This window comes from Pseudomonas frederiksbergensis (genome assembly GCF_003732275.1).
Classification (GTDB): Bacteria; Pseudomonadota; Gammaproteobacteria; order Pseudomonadales; family Pseudomonadaceae; genus Aquipseudomonas; species Aquipseudomonas frederiksbergensis_H.
The window spans coordinates 1-24332 of sequence record NZ_MOBM01000006.1; the positions used below are offsets into that span (position 1 = coordinate 1).

Genomic DNA, 24332 nt, shown 5'->3' on the forward strand with positions numbered 1-24332 from the left:
GGTCTGGATAACGAGCTGTTCTACCTGGACAAGACCATGATGGTGTTTGGCGACGCCAAGAAAGTCATCGAAGACATGGTTAAAGCCGTCGAGTAACACCCTTCGGCAACCTGAACGCCCCGACTCGTCGGGGCGTTTTTGTTTGTGGCTGTTACCGATCCTGTAACGGTGTTTTGTCTGAAATACCCAGAATAGACGCCTCGAATGCGACCTTGGTAGCGGGACGCAGGCTCATCAAATTCACTAGACTGCGCACCTGCTTCCGTTGCCCCGAGAAAACAATTATGTACCGTGACCGTATTCGCTTGCCTTCATTGTTGGACAAGGTGATGAGCGCCGTCGACGCTGCCGCTCTGATTCAGGACGGCATGACCGTCGGCATGAGCGGCTTTACCCGAGCCGGCGAAGCCAAGGCTGTGCCTCATGCACTGGCCGAGCGCGCCAAGGTCACGCCGCTGAAAATCACCCTGATGACCGGTGCCAGCCTGGGCAACGACCTCGACAAACAATTGACTGAAGCCGGCGTACTGTCGCGACGCATGCCGTTCCAGGTGGACAGCACCCTGCGCAAGGCGATCAATGCCGGCGAAGTGATGTTCATCGACCAGCACCTGTCGGAAACCGTAGAGCTACTGCGTAACCAACAACTCAAGCTACCGGACATCGCGGTGATCGAAGCCGTGGCAATCACCGAGCAGGGCCATATCGTGCCGACCACCTCGGTAGGCAACTCGGCCAGCTTCGCGATTTTCGCCAAACACGTGATCGTCGAGATCAACCTGGCTCACAACCCGAATCTCGAAGGTCTGCACGACATCTATATCCCGACCTACCGGCCGACCCGCACACCTATTCCGCTGGTGAAGGTCGACGACCGCATCGGCAGCACCGCCATCCCGATACCGCCCGAAAAAATCGTCGCGATCGTGATCACAAATCAGTCCGACTCGCCGTCCACTGTCTTGCCGCCGGACAGCGACACACAGGCCATCGCTGACCACCTGATCGATTTCTTCAAACAAGAAGTGGCTGCCGGTCGCATGACCAACAAGCTCGGCCCGCTGCAAGCCGGTATCGGCACTATCGCCAATTCGGTGATGTGCGGCTTGATCGACTCGCCGTTTGAAGACCTGAGCATGTACTCCGAAGTGCTGCAGGATTCGACTTTCGACCTGATCGACGCCGGCAAGCTGAGCTTTGCTTCCGGCAGTTCGATCACCCTGTCGAGCCGGCGCAATGCCGATGTATTCGGGAATCTGGAGCGCTATAAGGACAAGCTGGTGCTGCGCCCTCAGGAAATCTCGAACCATCCCGAAGTGGTGCGGCGCCTGGGCATCATTGGCGTCAACACTGCGCTGGAATTCGACCTGTACGGTAACGTCAACTCCACCCACGTCTGCGGCACGCGGATGATGAATGGCATCGGCGGCTCCGGCGATTTCGCGCGCAATGCGCACCTGGCGATCTTTGTCACCAAGTCGATTGCCAAGGGTGGTGCGATTTCCAGCGTGGTTCCCATGGTCAGCCACGTTGACCACACAGAACATGACGTCGACATTCTCGTGACCGAGATAGGCCTGGCCGACTTGCGTGGCCTGGCACCGCGTGAGCGCGCCCGGGTCATCATCGACAACTGCGTTCACCCGGACTATCGACCAGCCTTGAATGACTACTTCACTGCCGCTTGCGCAGTCGGCGGGCATACCCCCCACATCCTTCGCGATGCCCTGAGTTGGCACATAAACCTGGAAGAAACCGGGCGCATGCTGGCGGTGTAATTGATACAGATTGCAGCTGACGCAAACACAGTTTCGTCAGCTCGCGACAATAACACTCCATCACGTCAAAAACTGTACTGCTGTACCGGTCTTTTCCTACGGTATTTTCCTACCTTTTGTGCTGAATTGAGCAAAAATGCACCGCATTAGTGCGGACAGGTACAGTTGCCTCAATTTCGACCAGTACACTGCCTTTTAACAGTTAACTGGTCTCTCACAATACAGGTGAACTGTATCTACAGAGACTGGCCAAACGAGAGGATCATTGGCATCAGTTAAACCACTACCTAATCCCGCCATAAGCGGAAGGATGTCAACCATGGAACGTACACTCAGTTCCGAACTGTTCTTCGAAGATACTGCTGCAAAAACCCAGGCTTCCATGCCTCTGCGCGTTATCGCCAACCTGATGCTGTGGCAGCGCCGCATCACCAGCCGCCATCAACTGGCTCGTCTGGATTCGCGTCTGCTGGCTGACGCCGGGATTAGCGAAGCACAACGCTACGAAGAGCTGAGCAAGCCGTTCTGGCGCTAAGTTAGCGTCGCTGGCTCTGATCCTCCGGATCCACCGCCAGCACCCCGAATTGAACAAACAAAACCCGTCGTGGGAAACCACGACGGGTTTTGTCGTTTTGGAGCTTTCATACTGGGGCCGTACAGAAGAGATAACTACTAACAGGTACAGTTTATAATTTATACAAATTTAACCAGTACAATTTCATCGGAGTGTGTCTGTGCCCGCAGGTGCAGGGGGGTGATCATTGAATCCCGACAAGTTGCAAAAAGGACCGCGCCCATGAATAACTTACTAAATGTTTCCATCGTCACACCGCAAGCGAAGCCCCGCTTGGCCACGCTTCGAGGATTACTGCAAGCGTTCGCTGACAGCCTGGAAAGGGCTCGCACCCGACGGTTACTGGGCCAACTCAATGATCAACAGCTCTCGGATCTGGGCATCAGCCATGCCGACCGCCTCAACGAAGTGGACAAACCGTTCTGGCGCTAGCTTTCTCCATTAACAGACGGGACTGTTCTAATCGAGATGCACAGGCCTAATATCCAGATAGAACGTGGCGAACGCTTTACGACAGGCGTCTGAACCTGAGCCACCTCTAAATCGGTCTATCCAAAGGAGCTACCCCATGTCCCGTCTACGTCTGCTCAGCGCTGCCGCCCTGCTTGCCGTTGCTGCCAATTCCCACGCCACCAGTTTTATCGTGACCACCGATACCATTGTTGACGGACTGAAGGCGTCCTCTGACGCAACGTCGGATGTCTCGTCTTCCTTTCGCGACGACAAAATCGTCCGTGCTGCTCGTGACGATGCCGCCAGCTTCGTCGCCAGTGAAGGCGCCATTCGTGGTGTGAAACTGGAAAGCGCGCTCGACCACATCCGCCAACAGACGCCACAACTGAATGCGACTGATGCACAGCTGGCCCAGGCCATCCTGACGATCTAAGCGACAGCCCCGAAGTGGGACACGCCCTAATGCTGGTCAGTTAAACGCAATCCATGCGGGAGCGGGCTTGCTCTCGAAGGCGTCAGCACATCCAACATTGATGTCGCCTGACACACCGCTTTCGCGAGCAAGCCCGCTCCCACAGGTGTCCCAATGTTTCGGCACTGGCTCTAGCCCGGGCATTGCGCTAGCCTTGGGACTCGCTTTCAGCTAACGAGTCTTATGCGTTTTCTTTCCAATCTGTCAATCACTGCGGTTTTTCTTGCGGCTTGCTGGTCGGGTTCGGCCCATGCCTTCGATGCTTTCAACCTCTCTACGCAAGGCACCGTGGCCAGTGGTTATGCCTCCAGCATGGTGACCTCCGCGCCCTTCGACCATAAACTGCTGATCGCCGCCCGGGATGACGCTGCCGCGTTCATTGCCAGCGACGGTCAACTGCGAGGATCGCAACTGGAGTCCGCCTTGATTTACCTGCGCCGGACCCAGCCAAAACTTCATGCCAGCGACCTTGAACTGGCGCAGGCAATTCTCGTCCAATAGTTATCCCTTGTTCCTCCGGAGTCGTTCCATGCGTAGCCCTCTGATTGTTGCCGCCCTGGGCCTGCTGTTATTGGCCGATGTGGTCCAGGCGCACACCCTGGTCGCCACCAGTAACATCCTCATCAACGCCACCCGGCGCACACTTGATTTCACGTCCGATACCACTACGTCCATCCGCGACTCGAAGATTGTCCGTGAAGCCCACGATGATGCGGCCAGTTTCGTCGCCAGCGACGGGGAAATTCGTGGCGCGCACCTGGAAGCGGCCCTCAACATGTTGCGCACCCGCGTACCGGAAGCCCGCGACGCCAGTGATCAGGTTCTCGCCGAAGCCATCCTCGCACTGTGAAGTCGCTAGGCGCCTGGCTGTTGACCGGGGTTGTGTTGCTGCTTGGCAACACAGCTCAGGCCGGCCTGCAACTACGGCTCAAGACCGACGGTCTGAGCCCCGCGCAACAGCAGGCCAGTCAGGCTCTGCTTGATGAAGCCATGCAGGCGTTACCGCCGCGTTTCATCGAGCAACTGGACCGGCGCATTGATGTCGGCTGGACCGACGACATGCCGAGCGATGCTTACGGTCAGGCATCGCTGGTGTCCGAGCTGGACCTGAATCGCAATCTGCTCGCCAGCCTCACCAACGGCAGCGCCGCGACCCAAAAAACGTATCGTCCCCACGGTACCGTGCGCCGGGAAATGCTCGCCACGGTGCTGCACGAACTCACCCATATTTATGACCGTGCGCGCCTATGGCCAGCCGCCGAGCGCACACTAATCCAGCGTTGCATGCAACGTAACAGCAGCTCCGGGCTGATCGGCATCCCCGATCAATGCCGTGGGCAGACGGAGCGACGCTGGACCCTCAGCGATGACCCTCGTCTATTGGATTTGGCCGGCTGGCCGCAATACGTCGGTCGGCGCGGCGAGCGCGAACAGCACAACCGGCAGATTGCCCGCAGCCCGGACATTTACGAGACGAGCAGCCCGAAGGAGTTCGTCGCGGTCAACATGGAGTACTTCCTCCTCGACCCAAGCTATGCCTGCCGTCGCCCTGCGCTGTATCGCTACTACAAAGAACATTTTGGTTGGGCGCCCGCCGCCAAAGACACATGCGCCCAATCATTCGCCTTCCTCAATGCGGGTAACGACTTCGCCAAGCAGCCCTTGGGTCAAGTCGATCCGGAGCGGGTTTACGCTGTTGACTATCTACTGGCAGAAGCCAACCAGAACTGGGTCAGCCGCTGGGGCCACAGCATGCTGCGACTGGTGATCTGTGCACCGGGTCGGCCTCGCGGGCCGGATTGTCGACTGGATCTGGATCAGCATCTGGTGTTGTCCTACCGCGCCTTCGTCGGTGACTTACAGCTGTCGAGCTGGGATGGGCTGGTGGGTAAATACCCATCCCGCCTGTTTGTCTTGCCGCTGGCCCAGGTGATCGACGAATACACCAAGACCGAACTGCGCAGCCTGGCCTCGGTGCCGCTGAACCTGTCGCACAGCGAGATAGAAGACGTGGTGGAACACGCTGCGGAGATGCACTGGAGTTACGACGGCAACTATTTTTTCCTGTCCAACAACTGCGCAGTAGAAGGCCTGAAATTACTGCGCAGCAGCACCAACAATACGCAACTGGTCGGCCTCGACAGCATCATGCCCAACGGTTTGCTGGAAGTGCTCAAGGGCCGCGGATTGGCAGACACCAGCGTGCTGGACGATCCCCGCGAAGCGTTACGTCTGGGCTATCGCTTCGACTCCTTCCGCGAGCGTTATCAAGCGATGTTCGAAGTGCTGAAGAAGCATTTACCGATCAAGCAGGACAAGGTCGAGGACTGGCTGTCCTTGAAAGCTGAGGAACGCCGCAAATGGATTGACCAGGCTGACTTACGCACCAGCGCGGCATTGCTGCTGCTGGAGCAGGCCAGTTTCCGTCAGCAGATGGTGCTGGCCCAGGACGAAGTGAAACAACGTTATCTGGGCGCTCGGGAATTGAAGAATGGCGGCATGGATAAAGCCAATGCGACCTTGCAGGAGATTCTCGCCAACAGCGGCTTCCTCAGCCGTCCGGCCGAACTGCTTGGCACCGATGGTTATGGTTTACCGCAACCAAGCGAGTGGACGCGTCTGGAGTCGGAAAGCAACCTGCGCCAGAAGCAGCTGCAGGTGCTGACCGGGGATCTCGACAAGGAAGTGAGAGCGTTGCTCGAACCGAGTCGAGCCGCCGAGATGGCCGCCAACGAAGCCAACCTGAAGCAGGTTGGCGAACATTTGCGGAAGCTGCACAAGGCCGCGGGTGGGTTGGAGTTGCCCTGAAACCTAGGACCCCGAAAGAGCTGAAGCCTCTGTGGCGAGGGAGCTTGCTCCCGTTCGACGGCGAAGCCGTCGCTATAAGGTGTCTGGTCGATTCTGGGGCCGCTTCGCGCCCCAGCGGGAGCAAGCTCCCTCGCCACAGTGGGTCGCCTGATTGCTTAGCTGTGGGTCAATACAAAACCCCATCAAGAATCTCATAAACAATCCCGGTGCCTACGGCGATCAGCACAATATCGCCGCCCGCACGACGCCCCTCACAGCCATACAGCAAAAAGGGCTTCAGAACGTAGTTCTGAAGCCCTCGGTCTTGCTATTTAGTCTGTGCTGCGAGGCTCTAATTCCTCTGTATCAGGAACTTTACCTTCAGCTGACCCGCGCTTTACGTACGCCGTCAGACAAGGCTGCGCACAGGCTGAGCACACCTTCCACAGCCTGATCCGGCGTCGAGGCATTGGCGATGTGGTCGATCAGTGCCGACCCCACCACCACACCGTCGGCCAGACGCGCGATGGACGCCGCTTGCTCCGGTGTGCGGATACCAAAACCGATGCTGATCGGCAGATCGGTATGGCGACGCAGACGGGTGACGGCTTCTTCGACATGTTCCAGAGTCGCCGCGCCCGCACCGGTCACACCCGCCACCGACACGTAGTAAACAAAGCCGGAACTGCCGTTCAATACCGTCGGCAAGCGCACGTCATCAGTCGTCGGAGTGGTCAGACGAATGAAGTCCAGGCCCGCCGCCTGTGCCGGGTCGCACAGCTCGCCATTATGCTCGGGCGGCATGTCGACCACGATCAAGCCATCGACACCGGCCTCTTTGGCTTCAGCGATGAAACGCGGCACGCCGTACATGTGAATCGGGTTGAAGTAACCCATCAGCACCAGCGGAGTCTCGTTATTGCCTTCGCGGAACTCGCGAACCATTTGCAGGGTTTTCGCCAGGTTCTGTTTGGCGCCCAAGGCACGAATGTTGGCCAGTTGAATCGCCGGGCCATCGGCCATTGGATCGGTGAAGGGCATGCCCAACTCGATCACGTCGGCACCCGCTCCCGGCAGGCCTTTGAGGATCGTCAGAGACGTGTCGTAGCTCGGGTCGCCAGCGGTCACGAAGGTCACCAGGGCGGCGCGGTTCTGTTCCTTGAGTTCGGCAAAACGCGTTTGCAGGCGGCTCATCAGTGTTTCTCCTGCTTGGATTGCTCTTGTTGAGAGTGTTCCATGTGGTGCATCACGGTCTGCATGTCTTTGTCGCCACGGCCAGACAGGTTGACCACCATCAAGTGATCTTTCGGCAGCGTCGGTGCGCGTTTGAACACTTCGGCCAGGGCATGGGCACTTTCCAGTGCAGGAATAATCCCTTCCAGACGGCAGCATTTGTGGAACGCGTCGAGGGCTTCATCGTCGGTCACCGAGGTGTACTGGACGCGGCCGATGTCATGCAACCAGGCGTGTTCCGGGCCGATACCCGGATAGTCGAGGCCGGCGGAAATCGAATGAGCGTCGATGATCTGGCCGTCGTCGTCCTGCAACAGGAAGGTACGGTTACCGTGCAGAACACCCGGTACGCCGCCGTTCAGGCTGGCCGCGTGCTTGCCGGTTTCGATGCCATAACCGGCAGCTTCGACGCCGATGATCTCAACGCTCTTGTCATCGAGGAACGGGTGGAACAGGCCCATGGCATTGGAACCACCGCCGATGCACGCCACCAGGCTGTCGGGCAGACGCCCTTCCTGGGCTTGCAACTGCTCGCGGGTTTCCTTGCCGATCACAGCCTGGAAGTCACGAACCATCGCGGGATACGGGTGCGGACCGGCGACGGTGCCGATCAGGTAGAAAGTGCTGTCGACGTTGGTGACCCAGTCACGCAGGGCTTCGTTCATCGCATCTTTAAGGGTGCCGGTGCCGGCGACCACCGGGATCACTTCGGCGCCCAGCAGCTTCATGCGAAACACGTTGGCTTGCTGACGTTCGATGTCGGTGGTGCCCATGTAGATCACGCAATCGAGACCGAAACGCGCAGCCACGGTGGCGGTCGCCACGCCGTGCATGCCGGCGCCGGTTTCAGCGATGATGCGTTTCTTGCCCATGCGCCGCGCCAGCAGGATCTGGCCGATGCAGTTGTTGATCTTGTGCGCGCCGGTGTGGTTCAGCTCTTCGCGCTTGAGGTAAATCTTCGCGCCGCCGCAGAACTCTGTCAGACGCTCGGCGAAATACAGTGGGCTTGGACGTCCGACGTAATCACGCTGAAAGTAGGCCAATTCTTCTTTGAATGCCGGATCTTCCTTGGCCGCTTCGTATTCGCGGGCCAGATCGAGGATCAACGGCATCAGGGTTTCGGCAACGTAACGGCCACCGAACGCGCCGAACAGGCCGTTGGCGTCGGGGCCGTTGCGCAGATTAGTCTGGGTCATGGGTCGCTCCAGTTGTATTCGAGAGGTGACGATGGGGTTCACTCTACCCCTGACATCCCGCACTGAAAACCGATAAGATCGCCGCAACCTGTCAGGAAAACTCACAGATCCCATGAGCCACGACCTTCCGCCGCTGAACGCCCTTCGCGCCTTCGAAGCCACTGCCCGCCTGAACAGCGTCAGTCAGGCCGCCGAACAGCTGCACGTTACTCATGGAGCGGTCAGCCGGCAACTCAAGGTGTTGGAAGAACACCTCGGCGTGAGTCTGTTCATCAAGGATGGACGCGGCCTGAAACTCACAGATGCCGGTGTCCGTTTGCGCGATGTCAGCGGTGAAGCCTTCGAGCGATTGCGCAGCGTTTGCGCCGAATTGACCCAAAGCACCGCCGATGCGCCGTTCGTGCTCGGCTGCTCGGGCAGCCTGCTGGCGCGCTGGTTCATTCCGCGCTTGGGGCGACTCAACGCGGATCTGCCGGATCTGCGTTTGCATCTGTCGGCTGGCGAAGGCGACCTTGATCCACGGCGGCCCGGCCTGGATGCCTTGCTGGTGTTTGCCGAGCCGCCATGGCCGGCGGACATGCAAGTCTACGAATTGGCCAGCGAACGCATCGGCCCGGTCATGAGCCCACGATTCGTCGGTTATGAAAGGCTGCAGAACGCACCGGCAAACGCACTGTTGACCGAACCCTTGCTGCACACCACTTCACGCCCGCAAGCCTGGCCGAGTTGGGCACAGCAAAGCGGCCTCGACGCCAAGGCGCTGAAGTACGGTCAGGGGTTCGAACATTTGTATTATTTGCTGGAGGCGGCAGTGGCCGGGCTGGGTGTGGCCATTGCGCCCGAGCCGCTGGTGGCCGAGGATTTGAAAGCCGGTCGCCTGGTTGCGCCATGGGGTTTCTGTGAAACCCCGGCGCAACTGGCGTTGTGGCTACCCAAGCGCGCCGCGGACGGGCGCGCTCGGCAGCTAGCGCAGTGGCTTAAAAACGAACTGCGCCAGGCATCTTAATTACCGCGTTTGCACAGCAAATAGGCCGCCAGAAGACCCAGGGCACCGACTGCGACACCGGCTGTAGTCCAAGGGTGTTCCTGGGCGTAGTCACGTGTCGCGATCCCGGTTTCACGGGTTTTGACCTTGACCTCTTCATAAGCATCGGAGAGCAGATGACGCGAATGCTTCAGCGCATTCTCGGCGTTGATTTTCAGCGTTTTAAGGGTTTTACGCGACTCGTCCGAGGCGTCGTCCTTCAGGCTTTCCAACGATTTCAGCAGACTCTCGATTTCGGCTTCCATGCTTTGCAATGAGGCTTTGCGTAACGAGGTATTGGCCATGGTGGCTCTCCTGCATTGTTTGAGTTGCGTGTGTTGGTTGGGACTTCAAGGGTTCGAGAAAGTGCAGTAAATCTGAACTTCCCCCCGGATTAGTCGACAGAAGAAATAAGAAAAATCACTGCTAGGCTGTATTTCACACCCTTAGGAGAACGCCATGACTGATCATCACACCTACAAGAAAGTCGAGTTGGTTGGCTCATCCACCACCAGCATTGAAGACGCCATCAACAATGCCCTGGCCGAAGCCAACAAAAGCCTCAAGTACATGGAATGGTTTGAAGTGACCGAAACCCGTGGGCACATCAAGGACGGCAAAGCGGCACACTTTCAGGTGACGCTCAAAGTCGGATTCCGGATTGCCAGTAGCTGAGTTTGAGCTAGCCTTCTGAACTTGCGTGCTGGCCGAATGCCATAGGGAATGGCAAAGCGCTACGCGGTGAGCGCATCCAGCCTATAGCTGGATGCCCTCCCCCTATTGATCCGACCAGAGAGTGCAACCCATGAAGAAGTTTATTTTGGCGGTAGGTTTGTTGAGCCTTGTGGGAACAGCCTTTGCCCAGGGCAAGTCGTGCGACGAGCTGAAAGCCGAAATCGCAGCGAAACTGGATGCCAAGGGTGTTTCCAATTACACACTGGAGATCGTCGACAAAGGCGCTGCCGCTGACGGAAAAGTCGTCGGCACCTGTGAAAAAGGCTCCAGGCAAATCATCTACAAGCAGGGCTGACCGCCCTCGAACATGAAAAAGCCGACGCAATGGCGTCGGCTTTTTTGTGGGCGCTGTTTACGCCTCAGCCCTTCATGACCTGCGCCAGCAACTCATAGGAGTGCAGGCGATCGGCATGTTCGTACAGGTCACAGGTAAAAATCAGCTCATCTGCCTGAGTCTGTTCGATCAGCACTTCCAGCTTGGCGCGGATTTTTTGCGGGCTGCCGACCATGGCCAGGCCAAGGAAATCACCGACCGCTTCTTTTTCATGGGGCAGCCATAGGCCCTCCATGGTCTTCACAGGCGGGCGTTGCACCAGGCTCTGGCCACGCATCAACGCGAGAATGCGCTGGTAGACCGAAGTGGCCAGGTAATCAGCCTGCTCGTCAGTGTCTGCGGCCACCAGTGGCACGCCGAGCATCACGTAAGGCTTATCCAATACTGCTGAAGGCTTGAAGTGGTTGCGATAAACGCGAATGGCCTCATGCATGAAGCGCGGTGCGAAATGTGAGGCGAAGGCGTAGGGCAAACCGCGCTCACCGGCCAGCTGCGCACTGAACAGGCTCGAACCCAATAACCAGACCGGGACATTAGTGCCGGTACCCGGCATGGCAATGATCCGCTGGTCTGGCGTGCGCGGGCCGAGATAGCGCATCAATTCGGCCACGTCTTGCGGGAAGTCGTCGGCGCTGCCGGAGCGCTCACGACGCAAGGCGCGGGCGGTCATCTGATCAGAGCCGGGGGCGCGCCCCAGGCCCAGGTCGATCCGTCCCGGGTACAGACTTTCAAGGGTGCCGAACTGCTCGGCGATAACCAGCGGCGCGTGGTTGGGCAGCATTACGCCACCGGAACCGACACGAATAGTCGAAGTGCCACCAGCCAAGTAGCCCAGCAGGACCGAGGTCGCCGAACTGGCGATCCCGTCCATGTTGTGGTGTTCGGCGACCCAGAAGCGGTTATAGCCGAATTTTTCGACGTGCTGCGCCAGGTCCAGGGAATTGTGCAGGGACTGGGCCGCACTGCCGTTCTCCCGCACGGGCACCAGATCGAGGGTCGAGAACTTGATATCAGACAGTCGTTTCATAAACCTGCTTCTCCAATGGGTAAGCAGGTTTTTTCACGAACGAAAACCTGCCGAGTCAATAAGCGTGTTCTATGCAATGAGGGCATATACCCGAGTTTCAATAGGAGAGACAAAATTCCTACGCGATTAGAGGACCGATCAGATGAGGTGAACTTTGCCTGACGGTCTATCCTCAGAACCCTGGTAACCGAAAACCACGAAGGCGCGACGTTTCGCGCCGGATCTTAAGGAGGCAGACATGGCTATCACAAAGAAGGCATCGGCTCATTGGGAAGGTGATCTGAAAACCGGTATCGGCTCGATTTCCACGGAAACCGGCGTCCTCAGAGAAGCGCCCTACGGTTTCAAGGCCCGTTTCGAAGGGGGTAAAGGCACCAATCCGGAAGAGCTGATCGGCGCGGCTCACGCGGGCTGTTTCTCCATGGCGTTTTCAATGATTCTCGGCGAGGCCAACCTTAAGGCCGACAGTATCGACACCACTGCCGAAGTTACCCTGGACCAGGTAGACAGTGGCTTCGCAATCACAGCGGTAAAACTGATTCTCAAGGCGAAAATTCCCGGGGCGACCCAGGCGCAATTCGAGGAACTGAGCAACAAGGCCAAAGAAGGCTGCCCGGTATCCAAAGTGCTGAATGCGAAAATCAGCCTGGATGCGACGTTGGTCAGCTGATAATGGGTTGATACGTTAGCGGGTAAAAGATCGCAGCCTTCGCGGGCTCCCTTGCGCAGGTTGCGGTCTTTTTTTGCCCTGAAACATAACCTGACAGACAAAATTGTGGTCGAATAAATGACAGCAGCTTCAGCGCATCACCATGCGCGCTGCCTTAAGGGAGCTTCAACCATGAAACGTTTTGCCTTGGCGGTTATCTGTTGCACGCTGGCCACATCGGCCCTCGCGGCGCCGAAATCCTGTGAGGAACTCAAGGCCGAGATCGAAGCCAAGATCCAGGCCAACAACGTCTCGTCCTACACCCTGGAAATCGTCACCAACGACGAAGTTCACGATCAGAATATGGTCGTCGGCTCATGCGAAGGCGGCACCAAGAAAATCATCTACCAAAAAAATGACCGTTGATTCGTCTCACATGACGCAATTGGTCAGTCGATCCTCGGCGATAATCTCCCGCTTGGCGTTGTACAGCCGGGCGCTGGGGGTAAATGCTATAGAACGGGCTTCCAGCAGGTAACGCTGGCCGGCCTCGAAATGGTCGTAGTTGATGGTCAGATAGCACAGCCGTTCCAGCGGAGCGTTCATCAAGCCCGAGCCGCCACCAAACACTTCAAAGTCGAAACGAACCCTTAGTTCATGGCTACCCGGGGTGACCTGGAAGTAGCGCCCGTCGCTCAGCCGTTGGTTGTCCAGCCGTTCGGCCATCAGCAGTTTTCCGCCGGGGCTCGGCGTAGCGAAGTCGACCCAGGCCATCTGCGGATCGACCGCCGGCAACGGACTCGTGCAACCGACAAAGGCGCCTGCAGCGAGCAACAGCAACAACCTGCGCATGATGAATTTCCCAAGGACTGATAATTCAGCATAGCGTCGATCAAGTACGTTGGCAGCCTGCCGGTGTGCCCTGTCCAATCACTTTTCGTTGTTGATCGTAGAGCTTCGCCCACGGCCGAAAACCGATATACCCCGCTTGCAGCTGATACCGTTGACCGGCGTTGAAGTCCTTGAATTTCACATTCAATTGGCAGTCGCGCCACAGCGGTTCGGCGTCGGGGCCAATGTTGGTCGGCTGGACTGCGAACAAGTAGCGAACCGTCAGCTCATGGCTACCCGGCTGCACCTCGAAGTAGCGCTTATCGATCGAAGCCTTGTCATCGACTTCCACCGCTTGCAGCGCGGTGTCTTCCTGCCGTGAATCCAGATCGATCCATGCCTGCGAAGGATCAGGGGTGGGCAGTCCAGCACAACCGGCCAGCATCAGCAGGCCTCCCGTCAGCATCAACTTGCGCATAGCGGAGCTCCAATAGGCGGGATAGTCTTGCGGGCAGACTTTCCAGGGATGATTCATTTTGATCAGGCCGCGTCCAAGCCTTGGGTTACTTGATCGCGTTTTACGCATTTTGTTTCCGGGGATGTTTTTTTTGTTATTGAACGGCTGCACCAGCATCAGCTATTACGGCCAATTGGCCAGTGGTCAGCTGCACTTGCTGCGGGCACGGGAGCCGGTTTCCAGCGTGATTGCCGATCCAGGCCGCGATCAGCAATTGCGCGCGCATCTGGCCCAATCGCAAAAGGCCCGGACATTCGCCAGCCAACGCCTGCACCTGCCGGACAACCAGAGCTACCGCCTGTACGCCGACATCGGCCGACCGTTTGTAGTCTGGAACGTCTTTGCCACGCCGGAGTTTTCCCTGAAGCCGCAGAACCATTGCTTCCCCATCGCTGGCTGCGTCGCCTATCGTGGGTATTACAGCCAGAGCGCTGCCCGCGGGGAGGCCGCGTTACAACGATTGCAAGGTATGGACGTGTCGATTGGCGGCGTCGAGGCCTATTCGACGCTCGGTTGGTTCAACGACCCGATCATGAGCTCGATGATGGGTTGGGGCGACGAACGGTTGGCCACGCTGATTTTTCACGAACTCGCCCATCAACGTTTTTATGTGAAAGACGACACCGAGTTCAACGAGTCCTTCGCCACCTTCGTCGAGCAGGAAGGCACTCGGCAATGGCGCGCATACCGAGGCATGCCGCCGGATAATGGAGTTTTGGAGCAGCAACGCGACCAGTTCATCCAATTGATTCTGGACGCCCGCAAAAGGCTGGAACGGCTTTACGCCCTGCCACTGCCCGCCGAGCAAATGCGCGAGCGAAAAGCAGCAGAGTTCGAACAATTGCGCCGTGAATACCGGGCGCTACGCGACAGCCAATGGGCCGGAAACGAACGCTACGATGCCTGGATCAACACCCCGATGAACAATGCCCGGTTGTTGCCGTTTGGTTTGTATGACCAGTGGGTGCCGGCGTTTGCCGCGTTGTTCGGGCAGGTCGATGGAGATTGGGTGCAATTTTATGCGGCGGTGGAGAGGCTGGGCGCGTTGCCGGTTGAGGAGCGTAAGGCGGCGTTGAGGGCGTTGGCAGGATCAAAAAGTAGCGGTGGCTGAGCGGGCCTCTTCGCGAGCAGGCTCGCTCCCACATGGGTCTATGTTCGCAGATCTAATGTGGGAGCGAGCCTGCTCGCGATGGCGATTGAACTAACTCCGCAAAAACGCCTGATGCAATTCATCCAGCGTTTCAAAGTGATACGCCGGTGCTTCGGCGCTCAACTCTTCCCGGCTGCCAAACCCATAACCCACCGCCGCTGCGTCCAGTCCATTGCTGCGAGCGCCGATCAGATCGTGTTTGCGGTCGCCAATCATCAGGGTATTGGCCGGGTCCAGGCCCTCTTCGCTCATCAAGTGCGCAATCAGCTCGACCTTGTTGGTTCGCGTGCCATCCAGCTCGCTGCCGTAAATCACTTTGAAATGCCTGGCGAAGTCGAAGTGCCGGGCGATTTCCCGGGCGAAAATCCAGGGCTTGGAAGTCGCGATGTACAGCTGCCGCCCTTGCCCACCGAGGGTTTCCAGCAGCGGCGTGACGCCGTCGAACACGCGGTTCTCATACAGGCCGGTGACCTTGAAGCGCTCGCGATAGAAGTTCACCGCTTCCCACGCCTTGGGCTCGTCGAAGTCGTAGAACTGCATGAAGGCCTGCAACAACGGCGGGCCGATGAAGTGCTCGAGCTTGGTCAAGTCCGGTTCATCGATGCCCAATTTGCTCAGGGCGAACTGGATAGAGCGGGTGATGCCTTCGCGCGGGTCGGTCAGCGTGCCATCGAGGTCGAACAGTACGGTTTGGTAATGCATGAAAATTCCTGGGCAATAGCGAGACACTTTCCATCATCAAGAGGCTTAGAGCTGGTCGTAGCCTTCGGCCAGATGCAGATCCTTGAGCTTCACGTAATTCGCCGCGCTGTAGGTGAAAAAGGCTTTTTCCTTGTCAGTTAGTGGTCGGATCTGTTTCACCGGGCTGCCGACATAGAGGAAACCGCTTTCCAGGCGCTTGCCCGGGGGTACCAGGCTGCCGGCGCCGATGATCACATCGTCCTCGACTACTGCACCGTCCATGACGATGCTGCCCATGCCGATCAGAATCCGGTTGCCCACGGCGCAACCATGAAGCATGACTTTATGCGCGATGGTCACATCGTCACCGATCAGCAGCGGGAAGCCATCGGGGTTGAATGGCCCGGCGTGGGTAATGTGCAACACGCAGCCGTCCTGCACGCTGGTGCGTGCACCGATTCGGATGCGATGCATGTCGCCGCGGATCACTGTCAGCGGCCAGACGGAGCTGTCTTCGCCGATTTCGACGTCGCCGATCACCACTGCCGAGCCGTCGACAAAGGCGCCTTTGCCCAGCAACGGCGTGTGGTTCTGATACTTGCGAAGGGTCACGATAGGCTCTCTCTCTTTTGCTGATAGCTGCGGTGAGCGTCGATTGTAATTAAGATGGGGCCATGTTTCTTCCCGCATGTTTTCCAGCCAAGGTGCCAACCGTGAGCGTGAACAACCCTCTTCTGCAGTCCTACGACCTGCCGCCGTTCTCGGCGATCCGTGCCGAACACGTGCAACCGGCCATTGAAAAGATCCTGGCTGACAACCGCGCCGCCATTGTCGATATCCTCAGAATCCAGGGTAAACAACCAACCTGGGCCGGCCTGGTGCTGGCGATGGATGAGCTCAACGATCGTCTGGGCGCTGCCTGGAGCCCGGTCAGCCATCTCAATGCCGTGTGCAACAGCGCCGAGTTGCGCGAAGCCTACGAGTCCTGCCTGCCGGCTTTGAGCGCCTACGCCACCGAGCTGGGCCAGAACCGTGAACTGTTTCAGGCCTATGAAGCGCTGGCCAACAGCCCAGAGGCCGCCGGCTTCGACGTGGCGCAGAAAACGATCCTGGAACACGCCCTGCGTGACTTCCGTCTGTCGGGTATCGACCTGCCTGCGCCAGAGCAAAAGCGTTACTCCGATGTGCAGAGCAAACTGTCGGAGCTGGGCAGCCGCTTCTCCAATCAATTACTCGACGCCACCCAGGCCTGGACCAAGCACGTCACCGACGAAGCCGCCCTCGCCGGCCTGACCGAGTCGGCCAAGGCGCAATTGGCCGCCGCCGCGCAAGCCAAAGAGCTGGATGGCTGGTTGATTACCCTGGAATTCCCGAGTTACTACGCGGTGATGACCTACGCCCAGGACCGCGCTCTGCGTGAGGAAGTCTACGCCGCCTACTGCACCCGTGCGTCGGACCAAGGCCCGAATGCCGGTCAGAATGACAACGGTCCGGTCATGGAAGAAATCCTCGACCTGCGTCAGGAACTGGCAAAACTATTGGGTTTCTCCAGCTTCTCCGAGCTGAGCCTGGCCACCAAAATGGCCGAGTCCAACGATCAGGTGCTGAGTTTTCTGCGCGACCTGGCCAAACGCAGCAAGCCGTTCGCCGCCCAGGATCTGCAACAGCTCAAGGCCTATGCCGCCGAACAAGGTTGCCCGGACCTGCAAAGCTGGGACAGCGGTTTCTACGGTGAAAAACTTCGCGAACAGCGCTACAGCGTCGCCCAGGAAACCCTTCGCGCGTACTTCCCGATCGACAAGGTTCTGGGAGGTTTGTTCAGCATCGTCCAGCGCCTGTACGGCATCGAGATCGCCGAGTTGAAAGGCTTCGACACCTGGCACCCGGACGTTCGCCTGTTCGAAATCAAGGAAAACGGCCAGCACGTCGGCCGGTTCTTCTTCGACCTGTATGCCCGCGCCAACAAGCGCGGCGGGGCCTGGATGGACGGCGCCCGCGATCATCGCCGCACAATCAACGGCGTGCTGCAAAGCCCGGTGGCGAACCTGGTGTGCAACTTCACCCCGGCCGATAGCGGTAAACCGGCCCTGCTGACTCACGATGAAGTGACCACCCTGTTCCACGAATTCGGTCATGGCCTGCATCACCTGCTGACCCGCGTCGAGCATGCTGGCGTGTCTGGCATCAATGGCGTGGCTTGGGATGCGGTCGAGCTGCCAAGCCAGTTCATGGAAAACTGGTGCTGGGAGCCGGAAGGTCTGGCGTTGATTTCCGGTCACTACGAAACCGGCGAGCCGTTGCCTCAGGATCTGCTGGAGAAAATGCTCGCGGCGAAGAACTTCCAGTCCGGCCTGATGATGGTCCGCCAGCTGGAATTCTCGCTGTTCGACTTCGAATTGCACGCCACCCACGGCGACGGTCGCAGCGTGCTGCAAGTGCTCGAAGGTGTGCGTGACGAGGTCTCGGTCATGCGTCCGCCAGCCTACAACCGTTTCCCCAATAGCTTCGCTCACATCTTCGCCGGCGGTTACGCGGCGGGTTATTACAGCTATAAGTGGGCTGAAGTATTGTCGGCCGATGCCTTCTCGAAATTCGAAGAAGACGGCGTGCTCAATGCCGAGACCGGTCGTGCGTTCCGTGAAGCGATCCTGGCGCGGGGCGGCTCCCAAGAGCCAATGGTGCTGTTCGTCGACTTCCGCGGCCGTGCGCCATCGATTGACGCACTCTTGCGCCACAGCGGCCTGAGTGAGGACGCAGCAGCATGAGTGAGGGACCTGTGATCACCAAGAAACGCTTTATCGCCGGGGCGGTCTGCCCGGCCTGCAGCGAGCCCGACAAGTTGATGATGTGGAGCGAAGACACCGTTCCGCATCGCGAGTGCGTGGCTTGCGGTTATTCCGATACGCTGAATGAACAGGGTCTGTCGGTGCCCAAGGAATTGGGCACGCGGGTCAATACTTCGGCACTCAAGGTACCGGACGCCAAGGTCCAGGCCGTGCAGTTTTTTCCGAACCCGAAATTGAAGAAGAAGCCAGACGAGCAACACTGAGTGCTGGAAACCACCTTCCACTGCGCAATGCAGTGGGAGGTATCACTTACTCGACATGGGCCGATTTGAACCAGTTCTTCATCGAGCAACTGGCAAATGGACTGGTGCTGCAATCACCATTGGCCAGCGCCGTACGAAGTTTGTCGACATTAGCCTGCATCATGTAACGCACACCATCCTTGAAATGGGTGCTGTCACCAAAGCCGCCTTGGGTCATTTCATTCAAGGCATCTTCCTTGCTCCAGCCCTGCACGACCACTCGGTACATCGCGGCCATCAGGCCAGTGCGGTCAGAGCCGTGCTTGCAATGCATAAGCACAGGGCCTTTGGCTTCGGCGCTCTGAATTGTGCGAAGGGCCTTGAGTACGTCCGCATCATCCACGTGATTGGTGCGGTAGGGCAGCTGTATCTGAGTAATGCCGGGTGTGGACAACCAGCTCGAGTCCGATTCAGGCAGGAAGTTTATGACAGTTGCGACCTTGAGTTTTTTCAGCAACGGCACCGCCCTGCTGTCCGGCAACGCGCTGCGATAAAGGGTCGGTGACATCTGATAGAGGTTGTATTGAACCTCCACCGGTTGAGCCCAGTCCGCCGGCCGGGGCAAAGCGCTTTCGTCAGCAAAAACGGGGGGCAGGTTGAAAAATGCGACCAGCGATAGACATATCACAGGGATAAAGCGCGGTAGGGACATGCTCGGACGACCATTCAGGAAGAGATTGGATGTTAGCGTCCAGATTCAGCCCTGAGCGGTCAAAGGTCTGTGAGCCGTCTGTCAAAGAATCGTGATCGGACAACGGAATAATCCACAAAGCATCACCCGCAGCAAAAAATCCTGCCGAGTACCAGGCCCGACAGGATTTTATTAATTCAACGTCAACTTACTTATAAGTTCGTTCAAGGATTTACAATACGGGCATACGCGCTAGCCAAGGCCAGAAGTTTTGCTTTGTCATCGGTATTGATAACGCCGTTGCCATCGACATCTTTATTGTCTTTACCGAGAGTGAAAGACTTACCGCCATCATTCGACGACGCGACTATCGTAGTGGAGTCCAGCAGGGTTTCAGTAACCATGGCGCTTTCAGCGTCCCAGCCTTCCTCTTTCAATGCAAACTGCATCGATACAAGTACTTCACCGGGATTAACAATGGTTGGGCCAAGCTTCTGTAGAAAAATGCCACGACGGTTAAAAAACGACATAATTAAATCCTTTTAAATGTGCTCTATGTTTATTGTTTGCAGCGACATAAATAGTACCGACACTTTCATTTTATCAGCGAGCTCTTATATGTATCCGTTAGTTGCCCATCGGCACTTTCCCTCTACAAAAAACGAGTAGGTGCCGAACGGCGCTGGTCGGCCGACTTGACTCGATATACTGTATGCACATACAGCCATCAGGATTACCCAATGCATACGCCATTGCCCCCTCGCGGCCGCGGCACCGCCACCAACCCGCACAACCGCTTCGCGCCTAACCGTTCAGTGGCCGAAGACGACGGCTGGTATCAGGAAGCGCCGATCACCCAAGGCACCGAGGTGCGCATCGAGACCGCGAAAACCATCATCACCCGTAACAATTCGCCGGATTTACCCTTCGATCGCTCGATTAATCCCTATCGCGGCTGCGAGCATGGCTGCATCTATTGCTACGCACGGCCCAGCCACGCTTATTGGGACCTGTCACCGGGGCTGGATTTCGAAACCAAACTGATCGCCAAGACCAACGCCGCCGATGTGCTGGAGGAGCAATTGTCCAAGCGCGGTTATCAATGTGCGCCGATCAACCTGGGCTCCAATACTGACCCTTATCAGCCAATCGAACGCGAACACAGAATCACCCGCAAGACTCTCGAAGTGCTGCTGCGTTACCGCCATCCGGTGACCATCATCACCAAGGGCTCGCTGATTCTTCGTGATCTGGACCTGCTGGCCCAACTCGCCGAACAAAGGCTGGTGGCGGTGATGATCAGCCTGACCACGCTGGATGATGAACTCAAACGCATCCTCGAACCGCGCGCCGCGGCACCCAAGGCACGACTGCGGGCGATCCGGGTGATGCGCGAAGCCGGGATTCCGGTGGGCGTTTTGTGCTCACCGATGATTCCAATGATCAACGACAGCGAACTCGAAAGCCTCCTGACCGAGGCCCATGCGGCCGGTGCGCAAAGCGCGGCCTACATGATGTTGCGCCTGCCGCTGGAAGTGGCGCCGCTGTTTGAAGAGTGGCTGGCGGCACATTATCCTCAGCGTGCCGCTCATGTGTTGAGCCTGATCCGGCAAAGCCGAGGTGGCGAGCTCTACGACAGCCGGTTTGGCGCCCGAATGCGAGGTGAAGGGCCGTTTGCCGATCTGCTGGCGCAACGCTTTGCCAAAACCATCAAGCGCCTGGGGCTCAATCTTCGGGAGGGTTTCAATCTGGATTGCGAAGCCTTTTGTCCGCCGGGTCGCCAGATGTCATTGATTTGAGGACAATTGGCCTATGGTGGAGTAGTGGAAAAGGCGTATCGTGTTTTTCTTGGTTACGTATTTTGACCTGGAACACACGCTCTAGAGCGACTGATTCAGTTTGAGTTAAGTTTCAACAGCTACCTTGCTCATCGAGTGACTGACGGGTCTGGCTCTTCGACCTGGATGTTTTTTAAACAGCCACCGGGCTTCATACTGGACAAAACGGGAAAATTCCCTGACTCCGCCAAAGAGGATGAATCATGAGTGACAAGGATAAACAGCCGTTGGCTGCGTCGGCTTCAGCCCAACCCGAGGCGGAAACCGCCGATGCAGCGCTGCAGCATATCGTTGACGGCTTTTTGCACTTTCATCACGAGATCTTTCCGCAGCAGGAAGAACTCTTCAAAAAACTCGCCACGGCCCAACGGCCTCGGGCGATGTTCATCGCGTGTGCCGATTCACGCATCGTTCCCGAACTGATTACCCAAAGCGCTCCCGGCGACTTGTTCGTGACCCGCAATGTCGGCAACGTCGTGCCGCCTTATGGGCAAATGAACGGCGGTGTTTCCACGGCCATCGAATACGCAGTGCTGGCCCTCGGCGTGCAGCACATCATTATCTGCGGGCACTCTGACTGTGGCGCCATGCGCGCAGTGCTCAACCCGCAGAGCCTGGAAAAGATGCCGACGGTAAAGGCCTGGCTGCGTCATGCGGAAGTGGCCAAAACCATGGTTCAAGACAACTGCCATTGCACTGACGAAAACGAGAGCATGCATATCCTCACCGAGGAGAATGTAATCGCTCAGTTGCAGCATTTGCGCACGCACCCGTCGGTGGCCTCGCGCATGGCCAATGGTCAGCTGTTTATCCATGGTTGGGTCTACAACATCGAAACCAGCGAAATCAAAGCTTACGACGCGGATCAGGGGTGTTTCCTGCCGCTCGATGGCAGTCATCCGATTCCGGTGGCGACGCCTAAAGCGCGCTTCTAAATCCTCCGTGTGGTTTAGCCGCGGCTGCTGATCTGGCAGCCTGCTTTGCCATGCCTGAAGAAAACTTCGGGAGAGTCACCATGCGTGCTGCTCAACTAAAAGCTGTTCTGCCACGGGAGCTATTGGCTTCGGTGGTTGTGTTTCTGGTCGCCCTGCCCTTGTGCATGGGCATTGCCATCGCCTCGGGACTGCCACCGTCCAAAGGACTGATCACCGGCATCATCGGTGGCCTGGTGGTCGGCTGGCTTGCCGGGTCGCCGCTGCAAGTCAGCGGCCCGGCTGCCGGTCTGGCGGTATTGGTGTTCGAACTGGTGCGCCAGCATGGTATCGCCATGCTCGGGCCGATCCTGCTGCTGGCGGGTTTTCTGCAGTTGGTGGCCGGACGCTTGAAGCTGGGGTGCTGGTTTCGGGTCACGGCGCCGGCAGTGGTGTACGGCATGCTCGCGGGGATTGGGGTGCTGATCGTGCTGTCACAGGTACATGTGATGCTCGATGCCGTGCCCAAGCCATCGGGGCTGGATAATCTGGCGGCCTTCCCCGCTGCAGTGATTCAGGCTTTGCCTTCGTTTGGCTGGCAAGCAGGTTTGCTCGGACTGTCGACCATTGCCGTGATGTGGCTGTGGGAAAAATTCCGCCCGCATTCCCTGCGATTCGTTCCTGGAGCATTGCTTGGGGTCGGTCTGGCAACGGTCGCCAGCCTTGTACTCGCATTGCAGGTCAAACGTGTAGAGGTCCCGGCCAACCTGGCAGAAGCCATCGACTGGTTGCGCCCGGCGGATCTGCTCAATCTCGCAGACCCGGCCTTGCTGATCGCCGCCTTCGCCGTGGCCTTTATCGCCAGCGCCGAAACCCTGCTCTCGGCCGCCGCCGTGGATCGCATGCACAGCGGTCAGCGCTCGGACTTCGACCGCGAACTGTCGGCGCAAGGTGTGGGCAACATGTTGTGTGGCCTGCTCGGCGCGCTGCCGATGACCGGAGTGATCGTGCGCAGTTCGGCCAACGTCCAGGCCGGCGCTACTACTCGACTATCGACCGTGTTTCATGGTCTGTGGCTGCTGGCTTTCGTGCTACTGCTGTCGAGCGTGCTGCAAAGCATTCCGGTGGCGAGTCTGGCGGGGGTTCTGGTTTACACCGGTTTCAAGCTGGTGGATCTCAAGGCCTTTCGCGGCCTGGGCCGTTATGGCCGGATGCCGATGTTTACGTATGCGGCGACTGCACTGGCAATCATCTTCACCGACCTGCTGACCGGCGTACTGATCGGCTTCGGCCTGACACTGGCCAAACTGGCCTGGAAGGCTTCGCGCCTGAAAATCAGCCTGATCGATCTTCCGGCGGACGGCGAGATGGAACTGCGACTGGTGGGGGCGGCGACCTTCCTCAAGGTACCGGCGCTGACCCAAGTGCTGGGGAGCATTCCGGCAGGCGCAACGGTGCATGTGCCGCTCAATAATCTGAGTTACATCGATCACTCGTGTCTGGAGTTGCTGGAGGAGTGGGGCCGGGCCAATGCGGCCAAGGGTTCGAAGTTGTTAATCGAAGCGCGGGGGTTGAAGCGCAGGCTTGAAGGACGGTTACGTACCACAACCGGAGTAGGCTCAGCCGCTTAAAAACAATGTGAGAGGGGGCTTGCTCGCGAATGCGGTCAATCATTCAACATTAATGTCGACTGATCCACCGATTTCGCGAGCAAGCCCCCTCCCACAGGTGTTCAATTGCTACCGTTGAATCAAGCCGCTGGCTGATCCAGCTCAAGGCCCACGCCCAATTGGCGCGACAGGCACGGCCAGCGCTTCCACGCGGCGCCGGTGTCCGGGCTGTTGAGTTTCTCGCGGTAGGCTTCTACCGACTCCAGCGCGAAACTTTCATCGTTAAGCATCTCGTCCACAGCGTGATGCACCGCCTCGTCCAGTTGATTGGCAAATTCCTCGCCGATCAGTTGGTGAGCAATCAGGTTGGCAACAGTCATGTCCAAGGGGATCAATGGCTGGCCAAAATGCTTGATGTACAGGTCGTTGACCTCCTCGACCAACCGATGCGCCAGATAAGCTTCGTCCAGCAGGCCATCCAGGCCGACATGACCGGCCATGATCGCCGGCGGCTGGAGGAAGAACTGCTCGGCGATTGTCAGTACCGGCTTGATCTGCGATTCGATGCCCGCTTCCCTGGCGACTTCATTGGCTGCGTCCAGCAGGTCCGGCACTTGTTCTATATACGCGGCCACAAAACGCGTCATCACGCCGTTGGCATCGACATCCGGCAATTGGATGGCGGAGTGAAGGTGCGGCAGTTGGGTTTCCAGCTGACGAGTCAACAGGCCGGTCTCGGCCTCATGTTGTTGGGCTTGTTGGATCTGCTCGCGCAATGCGGCGGTGTTCATGAAAACTCCAGGAAACAAAGGC

Annotated in this window: 30 protein-coding genes and 1 pseudogene; 19 read left to right on the forward strand and 12 right to left on the reverse strand. The window is 58.0% G+C overall.

Translation table 11 applies throughout. The features are described 5' to 3' along the window. The 8 genes from BK662_RS03815 to BK662_RS03855 form a co-directional block, all read left to right on the forward strand. Positions 1-96: NAD(P)(+) transhydrogenase (Re/Si-specific) subunit beta (locus tag BK662_RS03815; protein WP_148057908.1), on the forward strand; the 96-nt coding region annotated here is incomplete at its 5' end. 188 nt (positions 97-284) lie between these two features. Next, positions 285-1778 (forward strand): succinyl-CoA:acetate CoA-transferase ScpC, encoded by a 1494-nt coding sequence (scpC, locus tag BK662_RS03820; RefSeq protein WP_123356853.1) that lies wholly within the window; start codon positions 285-287, stop codon positions 1776-1778. Between the two features lie 319 nt (positions 1779-2097). Then, positions 2098-2313 carry a DUF1127 domain-containing protein gene (locus BK662_RS03825; protein ID WP_030129620.1) on the forward strand — a complete coding sequence of 72 codons (216 nt, stop codon included), beginning with the start codon at positions 2098-2100 and terminating at the stop codon, positions 2311-2313. Between the two features lie 261 nt (positions 2314-2574). Further along, complete coding sequence (locus BK662_RS03830; RefSeq protein ID WP_123356855.1) at positions 2575-2784, forward strand: DUF1127 domain-containing protein; 210 nt, start codon at positions 2575-2577, stop codon at positions 2782-2784. Between the two features lie 136 nt (positions 2785-2920). Next, entirely contained in the window at positions 2921-3238 is a 318-nt protein-coding gene (locus tag BK662_RS03835; protein WP_123356857.1) for a DUF2388 domain-containing protein, read from the forward strand. A 222-nt stretch (positions 3239-3460) separates the two neighbouring features. Next, entirely contained in the window at positions 3461-3778 is a 318-nt protein-coding gene (locus BK662_RS03845; RefSeq protein WP_123356859.1) for a DUF2388 domain-containing protein, read from the forward strand. Positions 3779-3806: 28 nt separating this feature from the next. After that, positions 3807-4127: a DUF2388 domain-containing protein gene (locus tag BK662_RS03850; RefSeq protein WP_123356861.1), complete on the forward strand. Its 321-nt coding sequence runs from the start codon at positions 3807-3809 to the stop codon at positions 4125-4127. Beyond that, positions 4124-6085 carry a DUF7844 domain-containing protein gene (locus BK662_RS03855; protein WP_123356863.1) on the forward strand — a complete coding sequence of 654 codons (1962 nt, stop codon included), beginning with the start codon at positions 4124-4126 and terminating at the stop codon, positions 6083-6085. The genes BK662_RS03850 and BK662_RS03855 overlap by 4 nt, the downstream gene beginning before the upstream one ends. A gap of 166 nt (positions 6086-6251) precedes the next feature. On the opposite strand, the pseudogene BK662_RS35980 reads toward BK662_RS03855, so the two are convergent. From BK662_RS35980 to trpB, 3 genes and pseudogenes are all read right to left on the reverse strand, one after another. After that, a pseudogene (locus BK662_RS35980) lies at positions 6252-6344 on the reverse strand (anti-virulence regulator CigR family protein); the annotation flags it as partial. A 101-nt stretch (positions 6345-6445) separates the two neighbouring features. Beyond that, positions 6446-7258 carry a tryptophan synthase subunit alpha gene (gene trpA, locus BK662_RS03860; RefSeq protein WP_123356865.1) on the reverse strand — a complete coding sequence of 271 codons (813 nt, stop codon included), beginning with the start codon at positions 7256-7258 and terminating at the stop codon, positions 6446-6448. Beyond that, entirely contained in the window at positions 7258-8493 is a 1236-nt protein-coding gene (trpB, locus tag BK662_RS03865) for a tryptophan synthase subunit beta (RefSeq protein WP_007902766.1), read from the reverse strand. Before trpB ends, trpA begins: the two co-directional genes overlap by 1 nt. Before the next feature lie 112 nt (positions 8494-8605). Here trpB and BK662_RS03870 point away from each other — a divergent pair, with 112 nt between their 5' ends. Continuing rightward, the gene (locus tag BK662_RS03870) at positions 8606-9499 is read left to right on the forward strand and encodes a LysR family transcriptional regulator (RefSeq protein ID WP_123356867.1); all 894 of its coding nucleotides are present in this window, start codon (positions 8606-8608) and stop codon (positions 9497-9499) included. On the opposite strand, the gene BK662_RS03875 is transcribed toward BK662_RS03870, so the two are convergent. Then, the gene (locus BK662_RS03875; protein ID WP_007902771.1) at positions 9496-9822 is read right to left on the reverse strand and encodes an ElaB/YgaM/YqjD family protein; all 327 of its coding nucleotides are present in this window, start codon (positions 9820-9822) and stop codon (positions 9496-9498) included. The two genes, BK662_RS03870 and BK662_RS03875, sit on opposite strands and share 4 nt — an antisense overlap. Before the next feature lie 154 nt (positions 9823-9976). Here BK662_RS03875 and BK662_RS03880 point away from each other — a divergent pair, with 154 nt between their 5' ends. After that, entirely contained in the window at positions 9977-10192 is a 216-nt protein-coding gene (locus BK662_RS03880; protein ID WP_007902773.1) for a dodecin, read from the forward strand. A 130-nt stretch (positions 10193-10322) separates the two neighbouring features. Then, positions 10323-10547, forward strand: a complete 225-nt coding sequence (locus BK662_RS03885) for a DUF1161 domain-containing protein (RefSeq protein WP_123356869.1) — start codon at positions 10323-10325, stop codon at positions 10545-10547. A gap of 64 nt (positions 10548-10611) precedes the next feature. On the opposite strand, the gene BK662_RS03890 is transcribed toward BK662_RS03885, so the two are convergent. Further along, on the reverse strand, positions 10612-11613 hold the full coding sequence (locus tag BK662_RS03890; protein WP_123356870.1) for an LLM class flavin-dependent oxidoreductase: 1002 nt from the start codon (positions 11611-11613) through the stop codon (positions 10612-10614). Between the two features lie 238 nt (positions 11614-11851). Here BK662_RS03890 and BK662_RS03895 point away from each other — a divergent pair, with 238 nt between their 5' ends. After that, a complete protein-coding gene (locus BK662_RS03895; protein ID WP_123356872.1) occupies positions 11852-12283 on the forward strand; it encodes an OsmC family protein in 432 nt (143 codons plus the stop codon). A 171-nt stretch (positions 12284-12454) separates the two neighbouring features. Beyond that, a complete protein-coding gene (locus tag BK662_RS03900) occupies positions 12455-12688 on the forward strand; it encodes a DUF1161 domain-containing protein (RefSeq protein WP_048397315.1) in 234 nt (77 codons plus the stop codon). A 6-nt stretch (positions 12689-12694) separates the two neighbouring features. Here BK662_RS03900 and BK662_RS03905 read toward each other — a convergent pair whose 3' ends face one another. Beyond that, positions 12695-13114 carry a PA0061/PA0062 family lipoprotein gene (locus BK662_RS03905; protein ID WP_123356874.1) on the reverse strand — a complete coding sequence of 140 codons (420 nt, stop codon included), beginning with the start codon at positions 13112-13114 and terminating at the stop codon, positions 12695-12697. Between the two features lie 40 nt (positions 13115-13154). Next, positions 13155-13571: a PA0061/PA0062 family lipoprotein gene (locus BK662_RS03910; protein ID WP_008008024.1), complete on the reverse strand. Its 417-nt coding sequence runs from the start codon at positions 13569-13571 to the stop codon at positions 13155-13157. 58 nt (positions 13572-13629) lie between these two features. Here BK662_RS03910 and BK662_RS03915 point away from each other — a divergent pair, with 58 nt between their 5' ends. Beyond that, positions 13630-14721, forward strand: coding sequence for an aminopeptidase (locus tag BK662_RS03915; RefSeq protein WP_123356876.1), 1092 nt, complete (start codon positions 13630-13632; stop codon positions 14719-14721). Positions 14722-14811: 90 nt separating this feature from the next. Here the strand turns inward: BK662_RS03915 and BK662_RS03920 are convergent, their stop codons facing one another. Continuing rightward, positions 14812-15462 (reverse strand): HAD family hydrolase, encoded by a 651-nt coding sequence (locus BK662_RS03920; RefSeq protein WP_123356878.1) that lies wholly within the window; start codon positions 15460-15462, stop codon positions 14812-14814. Positions 15463-15507: 45 nt separating this feature from the next. Then, positions 15508-16053 (reverse strand): gamma carbonic anhydrase family protein, encoded by a 546-nt coding sequence (locus BK662_RS03925; RefSeq protein WP_007902790.1) that lies wholly within the window; start codon positions 16051-16053, stop codon positions 15508-15510. A 62-nt stretch (positions 16054-16115) separates the two neighbouring features. Here BK662_RS03925 and prlC point away from each other — a divergent pair, with 62 nt between their 5' ends. Both prlC and BK662_RS03935 read left to right on the forward strand, forming a co-directional pair. Next, positions 16116-18206 carry an oligopeptidase A gene (prlC, locus tag BK662_RS03930; RefSeq protein ID WP_185047074.1) on the forward strand — a complete coding sequence of 697 codons (2091 nt, stop codon included), beginning with the start codon at positions 16116-16118 and terminating at the stop codon, positions 18204-18206. Beyond that, complete coding sequence (locus tag BK662_RS03935) at positions 18203-18490, forward strand: YheV family putative zinc ribbon protein (protein WP_007902793.1); 288 nt, start codon at positions 18203-18205, stop codon at positions 18488-18490. Before prlC ends, BK662_RS03935 begins: the two co-directional genes overlap by 4 nt. Before the next feature lie 46 nt (positions 18491-18536). On the opposite strand, the gene BK662_RS03940 is transcribed toward BK662_RS03935, so the two are convergent. Both BK662_RS03940 and BK662_RS03945 read right to left on the reverse strand, forming a co-directional pair. Next, positions 18537-19181, reverse strand: a complete 645-nt coding sequence (locus BK662_RS03940) for a dual specificity protein phosphatase family protein (protein ID WP_123356883.1) — start codon at positions 19179-19181, stop codon at positions 18537-18539. Between the two features lie 203 nt (positions 19182-19384). Continuing rightward, positions 19385-19690: a hypothetical protein gene (locus BK662_RS03945; protein ID WP_123356885.1), complete on the reverse strand. Its 306-nt coding sequence runs from the start codon at positions 19688-19690 to the stop codon at positions 19385-19387. Between the two features lie 210 nt (positions 19691-19900). Here BK662_RS03945 and BK662_RS03950 point away from each other — a divergent pair, with 210 nt between their 5' ends. From BK662_RS03950 to BK662_RS03960, 3 genes are all read left to right on the forward strand, one after another. Then, the gene (locus tag BK662_RS03950; RefSeq protein WP_123356887.1) at positions 19901-20959 is read left to right on the forward strand and encodes a PA0069 family radical SAM protein; all 1059 of its coding nucleotides are present in this window, start codon (positions 19901-19903) and stop codon (positions 20957-20959) included. 242 nt (positions 20960-21201) lie between these two features. Continuing rightward, positions 21202-21933 carry a carbonic anhydrase gene (locus BK662_RS03955; protein ID WP_123356889.1) on the forward strand — a complete coding sequence of 244 codons (732 nt, stop codon included), beginning with the start codon at positions 21202-21204 and terminating at the stop codon, positions 21931-21933. A gap of 80 nt (positions 21934-22013) precedes the next feature. Then, positions 22014-23540: a SulP family inorganic anion transporter gene (locus tag BK662_RS03960; RefSeq protein ID WP_123356891.1), complete on the forward strand. Its 1527-nt coding sequence runs from the start codon at positions 22014-22016 to the stop codon at positions 23538-23540. Positions 23541-23659: 119 nt separating this feature from the next. Here BK662_RS03960 and BK662_RS03965 read toward each other — a convergent pair whose 3' ends face one another. Further along, positions 23660-24310 carry a hypothetical protein gene (locus tag BK662_RS03965; protein ID WP_123356893.1) on the reverse strand — a complete coding sequence of 217 codons (651 nt, stop codon included), beginning with the start codon at positions 24308-24310 and terminating at the stop codon, positions 23660-23662. Positions 24311-24332 lie beyond the last annotated feature (22 nt).

Coding starts and splice junctions, on each gene's coding strand:
- BK662_RS03825 (WP_030129620.1), top strand. CDS start 2,098: ATGGAACGTACACTCAGTTCCGAACTGTTCTTCGAAGATACTGCTGCA.
- BK662_RS03905 (WP_123356874.1), bottom strand. CDS start 13,114: ATGCGCAGGTTGTTGCTGTTGCTCGCTGCAGGCGCCTTTGTCGGTTGC.
- BK662_RS03875 (WP_007902771.1), bottom strand. CDS start 9,822: ATGGCCAATACCTCGTTACGCAAAGCCTCATTGCAAAGCATGGAAGCC.
- BK662_RS03900 (WP_048397315.1), top strand. CDS start 12,455: ATGAAACGTTTTGCCTTGGCGGTTATCTGTTGCACGCTGGCCACATCG.
- prlC (WP_185047074.1), top strand. CDS start 16,116: ATGTTTCTTCCCGCATGTTTTCCAGCCAAGGTGCCAACCGTGAGCGTG.
- BK662_RS03845 (WP_123356859.1), top strand. CDS start 3,461: ATGCGTTTTCTTTCCAATCTGTCAATCACTGCGGTTTTTCTTGCGGCT.
- BK662_RS03850 (WP_123356861.1), top strand. CDS start 3,807: ATGCGTAGCCCTCTGATTGTTGCCGCCCTGGGCCTGCTGTTATTGGCC.
- BK662_RS03890 (WP_123356870.1), bottom strand. CDS start 11,613: ATGAAACGACTGTCTGATATCAAGTTCTCGACCCTCGATCTGGTGCCC.
- scpC (WP_123356853.1), top strand. CDS start 285: ATGTACCGTGACCGTATTCGCTTGCCTTCATTGTTGGACAAGGTGATG.
- BK662_RS03830 (WP_123356855.1), top strand. CDS start 2,575: ATGAATAACTTACTAAATGTTTCCATCGTCACACCGCAAGCGAAGCCC.
- BK662_RS03910 (WP_008008024.1), bottom strand. CDS start 13,571: ATGCGCAAGTTGATGCTGACGGGAGGCCTGCTGATGCTGGCCGGTTGT.
- BK662_RS03885 (WP_123356869.1), top strand. CDS start 10,323: ATGAAGAAGTTTATTTTGGCGGTAGGTTTGTTGAGCCTTGTGGGAACA.
- BK662_RS03870 (WP_123356867.1), top strand. CDS start 8,606: ATGAGCCACGACCTTCCGCCGCTGAACGCCCTTCGCGCCTTCGAAGCC.
- BK662_RS03955 (WP_123356889.1), top strand. CDS start 21,202: ATGAGTGACAAGGATAAACAGCCGTTGGCTGCGTCGGCTTCAGCCCAA.
- BK662_RS03935 (WP_007902793.1), top strand. CDS start 18,203: ATGAGTGAGGGACCTGTGATCACCAAGAAACGCTTTATCGCCGGGGCG.
- trpA (WP_123356865.1), bottom strand. CDS start 7,258: ATGAGCCGCCTGCAAACGCGTTTTGCCGAACTCAAGGAACAGAACCGC.
- BK662_RS03960 (WP_123356891.1), top strand. CDS start 22,014: ATGCGTGCTGCTCAACTAAAAGCTGTTCTGCCACGGGAGCTATTGGCT.
- BK662_RS03965 (WP_123356893.1), bottom strand. CDS start 24,310: ATGAACACCGCCGCATTGCGCGAGCAGATCCAACAAGCCCAACAACAT.
- trpB (WP_007902766.1), bottom strand. CDS start 8,493: ATGACCCAGACTAATCTGCGCAACGGCCCCGACGCCAACGGCCTGTTC.
- BK662_RS03945 (WP_123356885.1), bottom strand. CDS start 19,690: ATGTCGTTTTTTAACCGTCGTGGCATTTTTCTACAGAAGCTTGGCCCA.
- BK662_RS03920 (WP_123356878.1), bottom strand. CDS start 15,462: ATGCATTACCAAACCGTACTGTTCGACCTCGATGGCACGCTGACCGAC.
- BK662_RS03950 (WP_123356887.1), top strand. CDS start 19,901: ATGCATACGCCATTGCCCCCTCGCGGCCGCGGCACCGCCACCAACCCG.
- BK662_RS03895 (WP_123356872.1), top strand. CDS start 11,852: ATGGCTATCACAAAGAAGGCATCGGCTCATTGGGAAGGTGATCTGAAA.
- BK662_RS03835 (WP_123356857.1), top strand. CDS start 2,921: ATGTCCCGTCTACGTCTGCTCAGCGCTGCCGCCCTGCTTGCCGTTGCT.
- BK662_RS03880 (WP_007902773.1), top strand. CDS start 9,977: ATGACTGATCATCACACCTACAAGAAAGTCGAGTTGGTTGGCTCATCC.
- BK662_RS03940 (WP_123356883.1), bottom strand. CDS start 19,181: ATGTCCCTACCGCGCTTTATCCCTGTGATATGTCTATCGCTGGTCGCA.